Raw genomic sequence first — 17567 nt, forward strand, 5'->3', positions numbered from 1 at the left:
ATTAATGAGGCTTAATTATCGAACATTAACCACGTCGTTATTGTTTAGTGTTGACTTACTTTTAGCATCCCTCTATAAAAGTTATATACACCAAAACATTGCACTTCGTCTTTCAATCAGGCAAGTATGAAGCAGTTATTGACATTAGCTTCGTGTCTTGTTTCATTCTTCATTTTTTCACAAAATGATAGAATAGACGACCTTACCGTACAATTAGCTTATCAAAAAGCTGATTCTACAAAGGTTGACCTATCGCTAATGCTCATTGATGAACTCTACGCCGTTGAAGACTACAAAAAAGCGTTACTCTACATTAATCAAACTGCTAAACTGTCTGAAAGCTTAAATTACACTAAAGGCTTAGCAGAAAGCACATACTACAGAGCCTTAATCTATACGCAGCGTAACGATTACTACAATGCCATTGATAATTACGATAAATCCAGAAAATATTATCTACAAATCAGTGATACTCTAGGCATCGCTAAAGTGAGTAACAGCATTGGACTTATTGAAATAAGGCGCGGCAACTATGCTGTTGGACTTAAAAACTCGCTTTCTGCAATTGACATTTTTGAAAAGCAAGACCTAAAAGATGAACTCAGCTCTGCCTACAACAATTTGGCTGAAGCTTATTTTAAGACCAATCAAATTGATAAGGCAATTGAATTCAATATTAAGGCGCTTGAGGTAAGGGAGCAAATCAATGACCGAAAAGGCATTATAGCATCCACTAAAAATATTGCAGACCTTTATTCTATGCGAAAAGAGCATCGCAAAGCCATTGAGTATTACGAAAAGGTTTTGGATATGCTTAACCCAACAAATGATAAAGACGTTCGTGGCGAAATACTTCCGAAGCTTGGTAGCGAGTACTTACAATTTAAAGAATACGATAAGGCTTCAGACTATTTGGTTGAAGGTTTAAAGTATAACAGAAGGGAAGGCAACCAAGAGGGCATTCTTCGTGCACTTAATGCCATTGGTAATTTAAATCTTCAAAAGAAAAAAGTAAGACTTGCTGAAATTCAACTTAACGAAGCCTACACTATCGCTCAAAAAATTGATAACAAAACTGAGCTATTAGAAAACTATAAGCTACATATTGCTTTAGACTCTACTCGTGGTTATTTTCAGAATGCCTTCTTCTGGCAAAATAAGTATTATGACCTAAAAGAAGAGTTAGCAGAAACCGACCAACCTGTTTTCCCGACAGATGTTGAACCTTTAGATTTACATGACTCTAACCCAATTGAAGATGACATCAACAATTTTGAAGAAAACAGTACTGATGGCAAAAAGACTTGGCTAGACAACCCTTTGATTTTATATGGAGCTCTTGCTGCCACGGCACTATTACTTGTATTATTGTTATTCATTTTTATTAAAAACAGAAAACAAAAAGCAACCATAGCAGAACAAAAAGAAAAATTAGAACAGGAGAAAGTTAGAAATGAAGCAATCTTAGAACAGACCCATCATCTTGAGGAAGTCAACCAAGTGAAGGACAAACTCTTCTCAATAGTTTCCCATGACTTAAAGGATTCCATATCATCTATAAAGGCTTTTCTCGATTTACTAAAAGAAGACAGTATATCTAAAGAAGAGTTTAGAGAACTTATACCTGAGTTGAGTGAAAATGCCAATAATGCGTCTTCACTCTTGTTCAATTTATTAAACTGGTCTAAATCACAAATGCAAAGTTTAGAGCCAAAACCAGAATTGTTTAATATTCAGGAAGTCTTCCACACCAAAATGGCATTGGTAGAACAAAAGGTTGAAGACAAACGCATTGTGCTTATTGATGAATCTCAGCGTGACTTTATTTATGCAGATAGAAGCATGGTAGAAATCGTGATTCAGAATTTAATCACTAATGCCGTTAAGTTTAGTAGAACTGGTGATGTTATTACAATTTCAAATCAAGATGTTAATGGCAAAGCACTTATTTGTGTTGAAGATACAGGTGTAGGTATTTCTAGAGAAAATATTGATAAGCTTTTTAATGCCAATAAAAATTTTACGACCGTTGGTACTAAAAACGAAAAAGGTACTGGGCTCGGACTTACAATTGCTAAAGATTTAGTAGAGTTAAACAACGGAAGAATCTGGGTAGAAAGTACTGAAAATGTCGGTAGTAAGTTCTTTATAGAACTTCCAAAGGCGGCTCCAATAGCTTAGTTTATTTATCTACAGTTCTAAATAATCAGAAGCAAATCCCTACGCATAAACGTTTAGACCTCCTTAGGAAGAAACACCTCAGCCATCATACAACGCGCACTACCACCTCCACAAGTTTCAATAGTCTCTAATGAACTCGACAAAATCGGACAATGTTTTTCTATTCTATTGATTTGGTCTTTTGTTAAACTCTTGTGAGCAGCTTCACTCATTACCAAATAGCGGCTTTCATTTCCACGTAGTTGTAACATATTGCCAGCAAATTGATGCATCTGTGCTTCTGTAATTGAGATTATCTCTTTACCATCTTGCTTTAAATGCTTCACTACATTTTTACGTTCCTTTTTATCATCAATACTGTCCAAACAAATCACAGCGAAATTCTCAGCCAAACACATCATTACATTGGTATGGTAAATTGGCAAACGATCACCATCTACAGTTTGGTTGGCGGTAAAAATGACTGGAGTATATTCGAAATCTTCACAGAATTCTATAAACAAATCCTCATCTGCTCGTGGTGACAAAGCACAATAGGCTTTTCTGTTCACACGATCCATTAAGATACTTCCCGTGCCTTCTAAAAAAACACCTTCATCTTCTGCAGACGTGTAATCAATAATATTTTCAATTTTAAACCCTTCTTTTTCGAGTCTCATAAAGACTTCCTCTCTGCGCTCACGTCTCCTATTCTCAGCAAACATTGGATATACAGCTACATCACCATTACCATGGAAACTCACCCAGTTATTCGGAAATATAGAGTCTGGAGTATCCCTTAACTTGTCATCTTCCTCAACAATCACATTAATACCAACAGCTCTCAATTTTTCAACAAAAGCATCAAATTCTTCCTGTGCTTTCGTATTGATTTCAGCATTTTTAATATCTAAATCTTCCTGAAAATAGTTGTTGACAGCAGTTTGCTCATTCATTCTGAAATTAACAGGACGAATCATTAATATGGTATCTGTGGTTTGTTGCATGTATTAAATTTTGAAAGTTTTGCAAAATTAGTGATTTTTCTAATCTGAATTTTATGATGTTGGCAATTTTTATACTTAAAATCTGTAAGTTTGAAGTACAATCCTATTCATCATGAAAAAACTTTTAATTCTACTATTATTAATCACTTCTTGTTCAGAAAATAAGGAAAATAAAGTGGATAACCATACGGATATTGACTTTACCACTGTGTTTGAAAAAAGCAAAGGTTTAGAAACGGCAACCTATGACGAAACGATTCAATATTATTCAGATTTGGCGGATAGTTATTCTGAAATTTCAATCCAGGAAATTGGTGAGACCGATTCCGGGAAACCCTTGCACATCGTTACTTTAAACATGAACAATTCTGGTGATGATTTTGAAACGCTGAGAAAAGACAACCGAATTCTGCTTATTAATAATGGTATTCATCCTGGCGAATCTGATGGTATCGATGCTACCATGATGCTCTACAGAGACATTGTGCAAGGCAATATTGAAGCACCAAAACGTACGATTTTAGTGACCATTCCAATCTATAATGTCGGCGGAAGTCTCAACCGTAATTCAGGTACACGCACCAACCAAAACGGACCAAAAGAATATGGTTTTAGAGGTAATGCACGTAATTATGACCTCAATCGGGATTTTATAAAGTCTGACACTAAAAACGCAAGGACTTTTGCACAGATATTCCACTTGGTACAACCCGATGTTTTTATAGACAATCACGTAAGCAATGGTGCAGATTACCAATATATTTTAACCCATTTATTTACGCAGCACAACAAACTAGGCGGAAAATTAGGAGACTATCTTCATACCGAAATGATGCCACAGCTAGAACAAAAACTGGAAGCAAAATCTTGGGACATCACACCTTACGTTAATGTATTTAACCGCACACCAGAATCTGGTTTCTCACAGTTTATGGATTCGCCTCGCTACTCAACAGGTTACACCACATTGTTTAACACCTTGGGCATGATGGTAGAAACCCACATGCTAAAACCATACAAGCAACGTGTGGAAGGCACTTATGAATTAATGAAAAGCATGTTGGAAATCACTGAAGAGCAAGGTGACAGAATCTCTCAACTACGTGCTGAGCAATTTAACACGTGGTCTGCTGGAGACACCTACCCTTTGGCTTGGACTGTCGATACCACACGAGCATCAACCTTAAATTTTAAAGGTTATGAAGGTGAAATGATACCTAGTGATTTAACAGGTGCCCAACGTCTAAAATATGACCGATCTAAACCCTTTACCAAAGAGGTGCCTTATCAAAACTATTTTGTCCCAACCACAGAAGTTAGCATTCCAAAAGCTTATATCATTCCGCAAGGTTGGCATAATGTAATGGATTTATTAGAGTTGAATAATGTAGCATTTACACAGATTGAAGCCGACACCACATTAACTGTAGAATCCTACAAAATAGACGTGTACAATACCCGACGCAATGCCTACGAAGGCCATTATCCACATTACAACACCAAAGTAAAATCCTCTGAAGAAAAAATAACCTTTAGAAAAGGTGATTATATGGTAACCACTGACCAAAAGGCGATGCGTTACCTATTAGAAACTTTAGAGCCAACTGCGCCAGATTCATTTTTTAACTGGAATTTCTTCGATACCATTTTACAACAAAAGGAAGGTTTTTCTCCTTATGTTTGGGAAGACAAGGCCAAGCAACTTTTAAGAGCCAACCCAAAACTTCAAATTGAATACAATATTAAAGTGAGCTACAATGAGGACTTTGCCAACAACTGGTTTGCACAATTAGATTGGATTCATAAGCAGAGTGGTAATTATGAAAAGGCGCATTTGCAGTATCCTGTTTATAGGATAAACTAAATCAAAACCCTAATATCAGGACAGCTATTTTCCTATTTCGTATTGGTCTTTTATTTTAAGTATTGAACTTTGTCTTCAACTCTTCAACAATCATTTCTATTTCTAAATTCTTTTCGTCCTCTTCTAGAACCAACGGAGGTGCCTGCCTAACTTCACAATTCTCAATAGTACATCGTTCACAAGTAACACCCACTTCTTGCTTAACAATATTTGAGTCTGAGAGGAAGTTGATTTTCCGCTGAAGTTGTTTGTTAATTAGCAAGCCGACACTAATACTACGATAATAATCTTCACTAAATGGATCTTTAGTGGCTGAAGATAATACCAAATACTTTCTACCTTCATTAGTATAATTTGAAATCTGAATATCGAATTGATGATCATTATCATTTGTGCTTATTTGGTTCAATACCTGCAAAGACACCCATCGCCTACAGTAATGCTCGTTACGCTCGTTAGCTCGCGGAGAATGTTGGTGTGACAAATGCAATTCTTTCTTAAGATGAAATCTACCACTATTCACTTTATGTGTGAATCGTAAAAAAAACAAATCCTGAATATTAAAGGCTTCTGGTAAAATATTGGTCAGTCTTTGATAAAATGATTCAGGCGAAGCATTAAACGCCTTTATAGCCATTAAGAACGACACCCTATCAAATACATCTTTTTCAAATATGTTCTTTAAATGATCAACAATCATTACTTTAGGAATAGTTAGAGCACCTGCAAAATAGGAGGCGTAGAAATTATTGAGCACTTGATCAAAAGTGTCAAATTTTATCCATGGAAATGTAAATAATCGCTCCTTAATTCCTAAAAAGTTATACGCTAATTCTTTTGCATAGATAAAAGCTCGTTGTCCCTCGTCAATCTCGTTAGTGAGTAATAAGGTTTTTGTTTTAGGCACATATACAGAACGCAAATTAACCAAAGCTTTGTACTTACTCAATTCATCGTGTATGATTTTATAATCATATTCTTCTACCAAAATATCTTCTAAATCCTTAGAAGAAATACGATGATTTACATCTATTTGATAAGCTTCAATAAATTTTGAAACTTGTGATTCTAAATCATCAAAATAATTGTTATTCGCTTCTTGAAAAGATCTTACAGAAGCCAAAAAGAAATTCTCGCGAGTAAAATTATAATGCTGTGCAATTTTTATAATCGTACTAATAAATGCATTTACTTTTGCTGGAGCATTAGCAACAATATCTATTAAATTGCTTTCTTTAATACCAAAAAGCTCTAAAGGAATTTCCTTAAAAATTTTAGATCGCAATAATTCTCCAATAGGAGCCAAATTTTTGTCCAATTTTAATGACACCATCTGATCGTAAGGCACATTAAGTTTTTCTGAGAGCGTAACAATTTTATCTGGTTTAGGGTATTTTTTACCATTTTCAATCTCGTTGAGATATGATTTTGATAATCCAGAAATCTTAGACAAGCCGAACAACGATAAATTCTTTTCAGTTCTTATCTGTTTTAATTTTAACCCAAAAATGAGCTTTATATAATCTTCTTCCATATATGTTTTCAAAGATAATATAATTTGCGAATAAACTAATTTTTGTGAATTTCATCATTTTAGCGAACGTTCGCTTGTTTTTTAAAAAACTTTATTCTAATATTGTATCAAAATAATTTAGATATGGAACAAACGCTGCTCAAACAAACCAAAATCATTTTTTCAAATGAGGTAAACAATTATTTTCCTGAAATATTAACCGACGAAGCTTTAGACTTTCTTATTGCACTACATGAGAAATTCAATTCAAAAAGATCGGGACTTCTAAAATCCCGAATTGAGCAACAGAAGGTTTTTGACAATGGTGAATTTCCGAAATTTCCAGCCGAAACAAAAAACATAAGAGAAAACGACTGGACAGCAGGTAAAATTCCTGCAGATTTACAAGATAGACGTGTGGAAATCACAGGACCTGTGGATAGAAAAATGGTGATTAACGCCTTAAATTCAGGCGCCAAAACTTTTATGGCAGATTTGGAAGACAGCAACGCTCCAACATGGAAAAACACTATTGAAGGTCAGCAAAATCTAAAAGATGCCAATAACAGAACCATCTCATTAACGGATTCTAAACGTAGCAAGCATTATGAGCTCAACGAAAATCCGGCTGTGTTATTGGTTAGGCCAAGAGGTTTGCACCTTGATGAAAAACATATCTTAATAAATGACGAAGTTACTTCTGGTAGTTTAGTGGATTTTGGACTTTATGTGTTTCATAATACCAAAACCCTAATGAAAAACGGAACAGCTCCGTATTTCTACCTCCCAAAATTAGAGCATTATTTAGAGGCGCGCTGGTGGAACGACGTTTTCAATTTTGCCCAAGAGTATTTGAATGTTCCAATCGGTACATTTAAAACAACCGTTTTGGTTGAAACCATAACAGCGAGTTTTCAGTTGGACGAAATCATTTATGAATTGAAAGACCATATCGTTGGTCTTAATTGCGGACGTTGGGACTATATTTTTTCATACATTAAAAAATTCAGAAACCACGATGGCTTTTTAGTGCCAAATCGCGACCAAGTAACGATGACCACACCTTTTATGGATGCCTATTCTAAACTTGTGATTCAACGTTGCCACAAACGAGGAATTCTAGCAATTGGTGGCATGGCAGCACAAATCCCGATAAAAAACAATCCAACAGCAAACGCTGAAGCTTTGGAAAAAGTAAGAAAGGATAAAGAACGTGAGGTAAAAAACGGACATGATGGCACTTGGGTGGCGCATCCTGCTTTGGTAGAGGTTGCTATGAATGAATTTAACAAACACATGCCAACTGCAAACCAACTGCACGTTACTCGTGATGATATTTCCGTTACCGAGAAAGATTTGGTGGAACTGCCAAAAGGGACCATTACCGAAGCTGGCATAAGAAAAAACATAAACGTTGGAATTCTTTATACAGAAGCTTGGTTACGTGGCCACGGAGCTGTGGCACTCTACAATTTAATGGAAGATGCTGCAACTGCAGAAATTTCCAGAACGCAAGTGTGGCAATGGCTTAAAAACGAAGCCAAGCTTGAAGATGGCAGAACATTTAATATGGGGCTTTACAAAACATTGTTTGATGATGAAATTGAAAAAATCATCACGGAAGTTGGCGAGGACAATTGCCTCAAAACAAAATTTAAACTGGCATTTGAGATTTTTAATAAACTGGTAGTTTCAGAAGAATTTGTAGAATTTTTAACGCTTCCTGCGTACAAACATATATAAAAGCGATCCTGCGATTGCGGACACAATCAACAGGATCTAATTATTAATTAAATAATCATTTCAAAATTATGAAAAATTTATCACAATCCAATTACAGCTCTGCTCTGGAAACAATCCAAAATCTTAAAGCAAAATATGGCGAAACTTGGAACGCTATCAAATCTGAAAATGCTGCCAGAATGGTTGCACAAAACCGTTTTAAAACCGGTTTGGACATTGCGAGATATACAGCTGCAATTATGCGAGAAGACATGGCAGCTTACGATGCAGATTCTTCCAACTACACACAATCATTAGGTTGCTGGCATGGGTTTGTAGCGCAACAAAAAATGATTGCTGTTAAAAAACATCATAAAACAACAAGCAAAAAATACCTTTACCTTTCGGGTTGGATGGTGGCTGCACTACGCTCAGAATTTGGACCGTTACCAGACCAATCCATGCACGAAAAAACTGCTGTTTCTGGTCTCATTGCAGAAATCTATGATTTTCTGAGACAAGCTGATGCGATAGAGCTAAACGATTTATTCAGAAGACAAGAAAATGGTGAGGACGTACAGGATGAAATCGATAATTTTGAAACTCACATCGTTCCAATCATAGCAGATATTGATGCAGGTTTTGGCAATGAGGAAGCCACGTATTTATTGGCTAAAAAAATGATTCAAGCTGGTGCTTGTGCCATTCAAATTGAAAATCAGGTATCCGATGCAAAGCAGTGTGGCCACCAAGACGGTAAGGTTACCGTACCTCACGAGGATTTTGTGGCAAAATTGAATGCCATTAGATATGCCTTTTTAGAATTGGGTGTGGATGACGGGATTATCGTAGCACGAACAGATTCAGAAGGAGCAGGCTTAACACAAAAACTGCCTGTGAGCAAAACACCTGGCGATTTGGCATCCCAATATTTGGATTTTGTTGAAGCTAAAGAAATTGCTATTGAAGACGCTGATGAAAATGACGTGCTTATAAAAAGAGGCAACAAATTGGTTCGTCCAACACGTTTGCCAAATGGCTTGTATAAATTTAAGGAAGGTTCAAATATAGATCGTGTAGTTTTGGATTGTATTACCAGTCTTAAAAATGGTGCTGACTTACTTTGGATTGAAACTCCAACACCAAATGTGAAGCAAATTGCCAATATGGTAAACCGAGTTAGAGCCGTTGTTCCTAATGCAAAATTGGTATATAACAATTCACCTTCTTTTAATTGGACACTGAACTTCCGTAAGCAAGCCTATGAAGAAATGGTGGCAGAAGGAGAGAACATGACCGCTTATGACAGAAACAATTTAATGGCAGCAGAATATGATGGTACTGAGTTATGCTATCGCGCAGACCGAAAGATTAAAACATTTCAAAAGGACGGAGCAAGAGAAGCTGGGATTTTCCACCATCTAATTACACTTCCAACGTATCATACTACAGCACTTCATATGGATGATTTAACCAAAGACTATTTTGGCGATGAAGGTATGTTGGCTTATGTTAGAGGTGTTCAAAGACAGGAAATCCGAAAAGGCGTATCTTGTGTTAAGCACCAAAGAATGGCAGGCTCTGACCTTGGTGACGACCACAAAACATTTTTTGCTGGTGACAAGGCCTTGAAAGCTGGAGGTGAGAAGAACACATCCAATCAATTTAAGTTAAAGCCAGAAAACCAAAAGAAGAAGAAAAAATTAGGTGTGGTTGCCTAGATAAAATGTCAAATTAATTAATAGTAAGAGGCAAATTATTTTAATCGATAATTTGCCTTTTTTTACATTCTATATGGAAATATTGAAAGATTATAACCTTCGCAGAAATTCTAGCTTTACACCAAAACCCGAATATTAGCATAACTATTCTCCAAAGCTTCTTCGGATGCTTTTTCATCTAACCACTTTACCTTGGTAATGCCTTCGCTTTTTTCTGGTGATAGTTTGCCTTCAAAACTGGTCGTCATTTCAAACCAATAGGTGATTTTTATTTTGTGCTTGCCGTTGCGCTTAAAAATGTGATAAGTGGTTGAGAGTGGTTTAGTGATTTTCAACTCTTTAACGCCTGTCTCTTCTTCCACTTCCCGTATTGCAGTCTCTTCAATGGATTCCTTTCGCTCTGCTTTTCCTTTTGGTAAATCCCATTTATCGTTTCGGTAAATAAAAAGAACTTCGTTTTTATCATTGTAAACCTTTCCTCCACCTGCAACAACGTTTGGCAATAGCTTCAAAAACTTTTTTAAAAGCTTATCAGGGTTTTTATGGATAAGGTGTACAGCGTTTAAGTCGGTATTGTTAAGGGTTTTAATCACCTTGCCAATATTTACCGATTTCAACAAAAAATTCTTAAAGTCGGTTTCTTGCTTAATTTCTGTAGTTAATATTATAGGCTTATCACCTACATAAATAGTGTGCATGGATTTGGTCCGTTATTACTTTCTACTTGTAAAAATATTATTTTTTAGCGTAATCGCTTAGTCTCAAAAATTAATTTACAATTAAAAAATATAATACTTGCAAAAATCATTAATTTTGCGCCATGATTTTTAATAAAGAAACCGCTAAAAAAACCGCAGAAGTTTTATTGCAGATTAATGCTATAAAACTACAGCCCAATGATCCTTTTACCTGGGCATCTGGATGGAAGTCACCCATTTACTGCGATAACAGAATCGTTTTATCCTATCCTCTTATTAGAAACTACATAAGAGAAACTATGGCTCGAGAAATTGAGGATCTGTATGGTAAGCCAGATGTTATTGCAGGTGTAGCAACAGGAGCAATTGGTATTGGTGCGTTAGTGGCAGACTATCTCAACCTTCCGTTTGTTTACGTAAGACCAGAAGCTAAAAAGCATGGTCGCCAAAACCAAGTTGAAGGCTACCTTGAAAAAGGACAAACCGTTGTAGTGGTTGAGGATTTAATCAGTACAGGAAAAAGTAGCCTCAATGCAGTCGCAGCACTTAACGAAGCAGAAGTGAATGTAAAAGGAATGGTGGCAATTTTTTCTTATGGTTTTGATGTGGCAAAGAAAAATTTTGAAGACGCCAATGTAGAATTACATACGCTGGGCAATTATGAAAATCTGTTAGAACAAGCCCTAGACACGCGTTACATCACCCAAAAACAACAAGACATTTTAGCGCAATGGAATGCCAATCCTAGCGAGTGGAACGCTAATTGATATATTATCGCTAAGTCGTGTAGTTGTTGATTCGTTCAATTTTATTAAAAAAAAGGTAAAACGGCATCAATTTAACGCACAAACAAATAAACAACTTAACATTCTTAAACATGAATTTAGAATCGCCAAAAGTAACCCTAGATAAGTCTCCTGAAGAAACGTTCAACTTTTTGTCTGACGTAAAAAATTTCGAAAGCTTAATGCCAGAAAACATTAGCAAATTTGAAGTTTTGGAAGACGACAAATTTCTCTTCGCCCTAAAAGGAATGCCAGAGATTATCCTTAAAAAAAAGGAAGCTGTTCCTTATAATAAAATTGTTCTAGGTGCTGCCGGCGGAAAATTGGATTTTTCATTAACAGTAGACATTACAAGAGCTGAACAAGATAAAAGCGATGTTCAATTATCATTTAATGGTGAATTTAATGCCATGATGGCCATGATGATAAAGGGACCAATCAGCAAGTTTATTGAAACTCTTGTCACCAATATGAAAACTGCTATTTAGTAAAGCAGTGTCAGTTCCTTTAGATCAAAGGTTTTTATAATTTCATCTTCTGTCCAAACTTTTAGTTTTCCAGATTTGCTAACTCCTTTTATAATGCCAGAGAAGGTTTCGTCCTTTGAAGTGCTAAAGGTTGACGGCTTATCTTTTCTGAATAGCAATGCTTCATATTCAGACTTTAATTGCTCGAATTGTTGAGATTCCAAAAGTTTAAAATAAAATTGAAGCTCCTTTAAAATTTTTGATAAAACTTCGTCTTTATTGTAGAGAACTCCTGTTAATAAGCTCATTGATGAAGCTTGTGTTAAGTTGTCAAAAAACTTCTGGTTGACGTTCAGTCCAAAACCAATGACAGACCCTTGAAACTTGTTATGTTTAATGACGTTTTCTATCAGAATCCCACATATTTTTTTATCTGCTGACAAAATGTCGTTAGGCCATTTAATACTAATTTTAGGGATTTGAAAGGTTTTAAGCACCTTACAAATCGCCAATGAAACCACCATACTAATGTAAAACTGATTGCTAACCTTAAACCCTATCATTTTCTTAAACACACTAGCTGTAAGGTTTTTACCGCTTTCCGTTTGCCATATTGTACCCATTTGCCCTCGTCCTTCAGTCTGGTGCTCCGCGACTACAACTGTGTAATCCTTAGGCAAAGCAACCGATGCCATAGCCTTTAGATGCGAGTTTGTTGAGTCAATGGCATCAAGTTTGATAATATACATTTAAACAGCGTTTTATTTTATAGTTTTCTTATGACAAATAGGGCTTACAAGAACTAAAAAAATAATAACTTTGCATAAATTTAATTCAATTTAATGACGAAAGAAAAAACCAGTGCAGACCAACTCATTACAACAATCATTGGAGGAATAGAAGAGGTTAAAGGAAAAGAAATTACAATTTTAGATTTAAGAGATATTGAAAATACGGTTTGCGATTATTTTATAGTTTGTGAAGGTACTTCTAATACACAAGTAAACGCTATCGTCAACTCCATACAAAAACAAGTTAGTAAAACCCTTAAGGATAAACCTTGGCATATTGAAGGTACAGATAATGCCGAGTGGGTTTTAATGGACTATGTTAATGTGGTTGTACATGTGTTTCAAAAGCATATTAGAGAGTACTATGACATTGAAAGTCTTTGGGGAGACGCTAAAATGACGCAAATAGAAACAAGTTACTAAATTAAACAGATGACCGCATTTGCGGAAACAAGATGGCAAAAGACAATAAAAATCCAAATAAAAAACCTAAAGTAAATCCGTATTGGATATATGGCGTTATCATTGCTGTGTTCTTATCCATACAATTATTTTCTGGCGGTTTTGGCGGTTCTACAGGAATACAAACCACTCCTTCTCAATTCTTACAATACCTAGAGAATGGTGATGTTGAAAAAGTTGAAATAGTTAATAAACGAGAAGCAAGAGTTTACTTAACCAAAGAAGCACAAGAGCAAGAAGTACATAAAAAATCGAAGCCAAAATCCATTTTGCCTTCAATGACTCCTGTCCCAAACTACAAATTTGAGTTTGGTGATCTTCAAAATTTTGAGAAAGATATACGTGAGATTAAGGAACAGAATAATTTAGATACTGAGGTTAAGTATGAAACCGAACAAAATGTTTGGGGAGATTTCTTATTGACCTTACTACCATTTATTTTAATAATTGGTGTTTGGATCTTCATTATGCGTCGTATGTCCTCTGGTGGCGGAGGTGGTGCTGGTGGACAGATTTTCAATATTGGAAAATCTAAAGCCAAGCTATTCGATGAAAAATCAGATACTAAAACATCATTTAAGGATGTTGCTGGTTTAGAAGGGGCAAAAGAGGAAGTTCAAGAAATTGTTGATTTCTTAAAATTCCCAGAAAAATATACAGCTTTAGGTGGTAAAATACCAAAAGGAGCATTGCTTGTAGGACCTCCAGGAACTGGTAAAACCTTATTAGCAAAGGCTGTAGCAGGTGAAGCCAAAGTACCATTCTTCTCTTTATCAGGTTCTGACTTTGTAGAGATGTTTGTAGGTGTAGGAGCTTCTCGTGTAAGAGATTTATTTAAACAAGCGAAGGAAAAATCACCTTCTATCATATTCATAGACGAAATTGATGCTATTGGTAGAGCTAGAGGTAAAAACAACTTTTCTGGTTCTAACGATGAACGTGAAAACACCTTGAATCAGCTATTAACCGAAATGGATGGTTTTGGTACGAACACCAATGTTATTGTACTTGCCGCAACCAATAGAGCTGATGTATTAGATAGTGCCTTAATGCGTGCTGGTCGTTTTGATAGACAGATTTATGTAGATCTACCAGATGTAAGAGAGCGTAAAGAAATTTTTGAGGTTCACTTACGTCCACTTAAAAAAGAAGAAACTTTAGATATTGACTTCTTGGCAAAACAAACTCCAGGTTTTTCTGGTGCGGATATCGCCAATGTTTGTAATGAAGCCGCTTTGATTGCAGCTAGAAAGGGCAAAAAAGCAGTAAATAAACAAGATTTCTTGGATGCTGTTGATAGAATTATCGGTGGTTTAGAGAAGAAGAACAAAATTATAACTCCAGATGAAAAACGTGCAGTTGCATTCCATGAAGCTGGTCATGCTACAGTAAGTTGGATGTTAGAGCATGCTGCTCCTTTGGTAAAAGTAACCATTGTTCCTAGAGGGCGTTCCCTTGGAGCTGCTTGGTATTTACCTGAAGAACGCTTAATTGTTCGTCCTGAGCAAATGTTGGACGAAATGTGTGCTGCTTTAGGTGGTAGAGCTGCTGAGAAAGTTATTTTTGACAAAATCTCTACTGGTGCATTAAGCGATTTAGAAAAAGTAACCAAACAAGCTAGAGCTATGGTTACTATATATGGTCTTAGTGACAAGGTAGGAAACCTAACCTATTATGACTCATCTGGTCAATCTGAATATGGATTCACAAAACCTTACAGTGAACAAACAGCTGAGCTTATTGATAAAGAGATTTCAGATATCATAGAAGAGCAGTATGAACGTGCTATAAAACTCTTAGAAGCAAATAAAGATAAGCTTACCGAACTTGCTGAAGTTCTTCTAGATAAAGAGGTGATATTCAAGGATAACCTCGAAAAAATCTTCGGAAAACGTGCTTTTGATAAGGAAGAAACGATTATAGAAGAAGAAGAGTAATAGCTCTACAGACTTATAAAAAACTTAAATTGACTTAATGTTAGTTTAAGTTTTTTTATATTTGATAAATGCACTAATTACAAGATTAATAGCAACAATTGAATGAGCTTATTTCGTAAACTCTTCGGAAAAAAATCTGATCAGTCCGAAGAACAAATACCAAATCAAGAGCGTGGCAAATATATGCCTGAAGTTAAGTTGCCTGCTGATGAACGTTTTACCATAAACTTTAAAGCAAACGGCGGAAAATTCTTGTATTGCGAAAACATGAAAGAAGTAAAGGATAGCTTCAATTCTATTTTGGATGAAAACCAATGGCACAATGACAAGGTTTTTCTAATTGATGAGCGTTTGTCATCTTTGTTTAAGGACTTTAATCTTAATACTACTAAAAAGGTTTCTGAAAGTTCTTATTTCTTATCTACCTGTGAGTATCTTATTTCAGATGATGGTTCGTTATTAATTTCCTCAAATCAAATTGCTGAGAAAAAGCTTAAAGAATTACCTGAGCACTTTATTATTTATGCGACCACAAGTCAGTTTGTAGAAAATATTGGTGAGGGTTTAAAAGGTATAAAGGAAAAAAGCAAAACTTCTATTCCTACAAATATCACAACGATAAAGCATTTTAAAACTGCCGATGATAAAGACTTTCTTACTTATGGTAGTAGTGCTAAGGATCTATACCTGATATTATTAGAAGATTTATAATGAAAGAACTATCCATTAGAGCTATTTCTGGTGCTATATATGTTTTATTACTTATTGGGTCACTATATTTTCAGACAGGACTCATCATTCTACTCGCAGTTTTCGGTATATTAAGTTTAGTAGAGTTTAGCAAATTGATTAAACTAAACGCCAATGTTCAATATATCATATTCATATTCCTGTATTTTTTATTTTGGCACATCTGCGTGTATCAAACTGATTTTATAGGGAGCGGTGAAGCCATCAATATTTTACTTGTAGTAACTATATTTGTTAACCTCATTCTTTTAAAAGACTTATTCACCTTTAAGAAAATACCACTTTTTGAGACCAAGCGCTACATTACTACCACGTTTTACTTAAGTAGTGGTTTTATTTTTATGTTGCTGATTGCCAACTTTCAAAATGTATTTACGCCATTGCTGTTATTGGGTGCATTCATTTTAGTTTGGGTAAATGATAGTGCCGCTTATTTAATTGGTAAAAATTTTGGAAAGCAGAAATTGTTTCCAAGAATCTCCCCAAAAAAGACCGTTGAAGGATTTTTAGGAGGACTATTTTTTGCTTGCATAGCGAGTTATTTTATAGCACTATATACTGAGGCTCTAAATTCCACACATTGGTTGGTCCTAGCGATAATAGTTAGTGTTTTTGGTACGTTTGGTGATTTAATTGAATCTAAGTTTAAGCGTCAGGCTGGCGTTAAGGACAGTGGAGTGATTATGCCAGGACATGGCGGACTCATGGATCGCTTAGATAGTCTTATCTTTGCATCGCCATTTATCTATTTATTTTTAAGAATTGTAAGTTATGTTTCATAAAGAAGGTCATAAAATAATATTTTTCACACTTGTAATCGTCGTTGGTTCATTTTTTTTGATTGATGAATTCATTACAAACGAATGGTTGAGAACGGGTTTAATGATTGCCATCCTGATATTCTTTATTTTAATTCTTCAATTTTTTAGAAACCCTAAACGACATACACATGCTGATGAAAAACACGCTTTATCACCAGTAGATGGAAAAGTTGTGGTTATTGAAGAGGTAATGGAGAATGAAGTTTTTAAGGACAAACGCATTCAGGTGTCTGTTTTTATGTCGCCTATTAATGTTCATGTTACTAGATATCCAATCAGCGGAAATATCACTTATAGCAAGTATCATCCAGGAAAGTATTTAGTTGCTTGGCACCCTAAGGCAAGTGAAGAAAATGAACGTACAACTGTGGTTGTAGAGAACGATGGATTTGGTAAAGTGCTTTACAGGCAAATTGCTGGAGCAATGGCAAAGCGCATTGTAAATTATGCCATAAAAGATTCTACTGCTATTCAAGGGGCGGATTCAGGGTTTATAAAGTTTGGGTCTAGAGTAGATTTATTTTTACCTTTAGATGCTGAGATAAAGGTAAAACTCAACCAAAAAGTACGAGGAGGAGAAAGTATCATTGCAGAAATGAAATGACATCAGAAGAATTAAATATAGAATTTGAAGCAGCTGTAGAGCGTATCAATGCTCATACAGAACCTTTTCCTGCAGATTTTTTACTTCGTCTGTATGCCTATTATAAAAAAGCTACTAATGATTATGGAAGACCTAGTAGTCGTAAACCCATAATAAATGCCTTTAAGACCAATGCATTATTTCAAGTGCAAGATATTACTGAAGATGAGGCCAAACAAGAGTATATAGATCTTGTTAATAATTACTTCTTATATAGAAAGTAAAT

The 17567-nt window shown here is 35.4% G+C and carries 16 protein-coding genes; 12 read left to right on the forward strand and 4 right to left on the reverse strand.

The features are described from left to right. Positions 1-126 precede the first annotated feature (126 nt). On the forward strand, positions 127-2181 hold the full coding sequence (locus F1003_RS13285) for a tetratricopeptide repeat-containing sensor histidine kinase (RefSeq protein WP_155089929.1): 2055 nt from the start codon (positions 127-129) through the stop codon (positions 2179-2181). A 53-nt stretch (positions 2182-2234) separates the two neighbouring features. Here F1003_RS13285 and ctlX read toward each other — a convergent pair whose 3' ends face one another. Beyond that, on the reverse strand, positions 2235-3167 hold the full coding sequence (gene ctlX, locus F1003_RS13290) for a citrulline utilization hydrolase CtlX (protein ID WP_155089930.1): 933 nt from the start codon (positions 3165-3167) through the stop codon (positions 2235-2237). A gap of 112 nt (positions 3168-3279) precedes the next feature. On the opposite strand from ctlX, the gene F1003_RS13295 reads away from it, so the two are divergent. After that, positions 3280-5031, forward strand: a complete 1752-nt coding sequence (locus tag F1003_RS13295; RefSeq protein WP_155089931.1) for a M14 family metallopeptidase — start codon at positions 3280-3282, stop codon at positions 5029-5031. A 55-nt stretch (positions 5032-5086) separates the two neighbouring features. Here F1003_RS13295 and F1003_RS13300 read toward each other — a convergent pair whose 3' ends face one another. Further along, positions 5087-6565, reverse strand: a complete 1479-nt coding sequence (locus F1003_RS13300; protein WP_155090043.1) for a helix-turn-helix domain-containing protein — start codon at positions 6563-6565, stop codon at positions 5087-5089. 123 nt (positions 6566-6688) lie between these two features. Here F1003_RS13300 and aceB point away from each other — a divergent pair, with 123 nt between their 5' ends. Then, positions 6689-8287 carry a malate synthase A gene (aceB, locus tag F1003_RS13305; protein WP_155089932.1) on the forward strand — a complete coding sequence of 533 codons (1599 nt, stop codon included), beginning with the start codon at positions 6689-6691 and terminating at the stop codon, positions 8285-8287. A 68-nt stretch (positions 8288-8355) separates the two neighbouring features. Further along, positions 8356-9987, forward strand: coding sequence for an isocitrate lyase (locus F1003_RS13310; RefSeq protein ID WP_155089933.1), 1632 nt, complete (start codon positions 8356-8358; stop codon positions 9985-9987). A 116-nt stretch (positions 9988-10103) separates the two neighbouring features. Here the strand turns inward: F1003_RS13310 and F1003_RS13315 are convergent, their stop codons facing one another. Beyond that, complete coding sequence (locus tag F1003_RS13315) at positions 10104-10685, reverse strand: NUDIX hydrolase (protein ID WP_155089934.1); 582 nt, start codon at positions 10683-10685, stop codon at positions 10104-10106. Between the two features lie 122 nt (positions 10686-10807). Between F1003_RS13315 and pyrE the strand changes: the two genes are divergently transcribed. Beyond that, a complete protein-coding gene (pyrE, locus tag F1003_RS13320; protein ID WP_155089935.1) occupies positions 10808-11452 on the forward strand; it encodes an orotate phosphoribosyltransferase in 645 nt (214 codons plus the stop codon). A 110-nt stretch (positions 11453-11562) separates the two neighbouring features. Then, a complete protein-coding gene (locus F1003_RS13325; protein WP_155089936.1) occupies positions 11563-11958 on the forward strand; it encodes an SRPBCC family protein in 396 nt (131 codons plus the stop codon). On the opposite strand, the gene F1003_RS13330 is transcribed toward F1003_RS13325, so the two are convergent. Continuing rightward, positions 11955-12686: a biotin--[acetyl-CoA-carboxylase] ligase gene (locus F1003_RS13330; RefSeq protein WP_155089937.1), complete on the reverse strand. Its 732-nt coding sequence runs from the start codon at positions 12684-12686 to the stop codon at positions 11955-11957. The two genes, F1003_RS13325 and F1003_RS13330, sit on opposite strands and share 4 nt — an antisense overlap. Positions 12687-12779: 93 nt before the next feature. Between F1003_RS13330 and rsfS the strand changes: the two genes are divergently transcribed. The 6 genes from rsfS to F1003_RS13360 all read left to right on the forward strand — a co-directional run bounded on the left by rsfS (position 12780) and on the right by F1003_RS13360 (position 17565). Further along, positions 12780-13151 (forward strand): ribosome silencing factor, encoded by a 372-nt coding sequence (rsfS, locus tag F1003_RS13335; protein WP_155089938.1) that lies wholly within the window; start codon positions 12780-12782, stop codon positions 13149-13151. A gap of 32 nt (positions 13152-13183) precedes the next feature. Further along, positions 13184-15127: an ATP-dependent zinc metalloprotease FtsH gene (ftsH, locus tag F1003_RS13340; protein WP_155089939.1), complete on the forward strand. Its 1944-nt coding sequence runs from the start codon at positions 13184-13186 to the stop codon at positions 15125-15127. Positions 15128-15229: 102 nt separating this feature from the next. Next, on the forward strand, positions 15230-15838 hold the full coding sequence (locus tag F1003_RS13345; RefSeq protein WP_155089940.1) for an LUD domain-containing protein: 609 nt from the start codon (positions 15230-15232) through the stop codon (positions 15836-15838). Then, on the forward strand, positions 15838-16659 hold the full coding sequence (locus F1003_RS13350; RefSeq protein ID WP_155089941.1) for a phosphatidate cytidylyltransferase: 822 nt from the start codon (positions 15838-15840) through the stop codon (positions 16657-16659). Before F1003_RS13345 ends, F1003_RS13350 begins: the two co-directional genes overlap by 1 nt. Next, a complete protein-coding gene (locus tag F1003_RS13355; RefSeq protein ID WP_155089942.1) occupies positions 16649-17302 on the forward strand; it encodes a phosphatidylserine decarboxylase family protein in 654 nt (217 codons plus the stop codon). The genes F1003_RS13350 and F1003_RS13355 overlap by 11 nt, the downstream gene beginning before the upstream one ends. Beyond that, complete coding sequence (locus F1003_RS13360) at positions 17299-17565, forward strand: acyl-CoA-binding protein (RefSeq protein ID WP_155089943.1); 267 nt, start codon at positions 17299-17301, stop codon at positions 17563-17565. Before F1003_RS13355 ends, F1003_RS13360 begins: the two co-directional genes overlap by 4 nt. The last annotated feature ends 2 nt before the right edge of the window (positions 17566-17567 follow it).

This window comes from Winogradskyella ouciana (assembly GCF_009709615.1).
Taxonomy (GTDB): Bacteria; Bacteroidota; Bacteroidia; order Flavobacteriales; family Flavobacteriaceae; genus Winogradskyella; species Winogradskyella ouciana.

Excerpts from the sequence above, each read along its gene's own strand:
- F1003_RS13285 (WP_155089929.1), top strand. The coding sequence starts at position 127 with ATGAAGCAGTTATTGACATTAGCTTCGTGTCTTGTTTCATTCTTCATT.
- ctlX (WP_155089930.1), bottom strand. The coding sequence starts at position 3,167 with ATGCAACAAACCACAGATACCATATTAATGATTCGTCCTGTTAATTTC.
- F1003_RS13295 (WP_155089931.1), top strand. The coding sequence starts at position 3,280 with ATGAAAAAACTTTTAATTCTACTATTATTAATCACTTCTTGTTCAGAA.
- F1003_RS13300 (WP_155090043.1), bottom strand. The coding sequence starts at position 6,565 with ATGGAAGAAGATTATATAAAGCTCATTTTTGGGTTAAAATTAAAACAG.
- aceB (WP_155089932.1), top strand. The coding sequence starts at position 6,689 with ATGGAACAAACGCTGCTCAAACAAACCAAAATCATTTTTTCAAATGAG.
- F1003_RS13310 (WP_155089933.1), top strand. The coding sequence starts at position 8,356 with ATGAAAAATTTATCACAATCCAATTACAGCTCTGCTCTGGAAACAATC.
- F1003_RS13315 (WP_155089934.1), bottom strand. The coding sequence starts at position 10,685 with ATGCACACTATTTATGTAGGTGATAAGCCTATAATATTAACTACAGAA.
- pyrE (WP_155089935.1), top strand. The coding sequence starts at position 10,808 with ATGATTTTTAATAAAGAAACCGCTAAAAAAACCGCAGAAGTTTTATTG.
- F1003_RS13325 (WP_155089936.1), top strand. The coding sequence starts at position 11,563 with ATGAATTTAGAATCGCCAAAAGTAACCCTAGATAAGTCTCCTGAAGAA.
- F1003_RS13330 (WP_155089937.1), bottom strand. The coding sequence starts at position 12,686 with ATGTATATTATCAAACTTGATGCCATTGACTCAACAAACTCGCATCTA.
- rsfS (WP_155089938.1), top strand. The coding sequence starts at position 12,780 with ATGACGAAAGAAAAAACCAGTGCAGACCAACTCATTACAACAATCATT.
- ftsH (WP_155089939.1), top strand. The coding sequence starts at position 13,184 with ATGGCAAAAGACAATAAAAATCCAAATAAAAAACCTAAAGTAAATCCG.
- F1003_RS13345 (WP_155089940.1), top strand. The coding sequence starts at position 15,230 with ATGAGCTTATTTCGTAAACTCTTCGGAAAAAAATCTGATCAGTCCGAA.
- F1003_RS13350 (WP_155089941.1), top strand. The coding sequence starts at position 15,838 with ATGAAAGAACTATCCATTAGAGCTATTTCTGGTGCTATATATGTTTTA.
- F1003_RS13355 (WP_155089942.1), top strand. The coding sequence starts at position 16,649 with ATGTTTCATAAAGAAGGTCATAAAATAATATTTTTCACACTTGTAATC.
- F1003_RS13360 (WP_155089943.1), top strand. The coding sequence starts at position 17,299 with ATGACATCAGAAGAATTAAATATAGAATTTGAAGCAGCTGTAGAGCGT.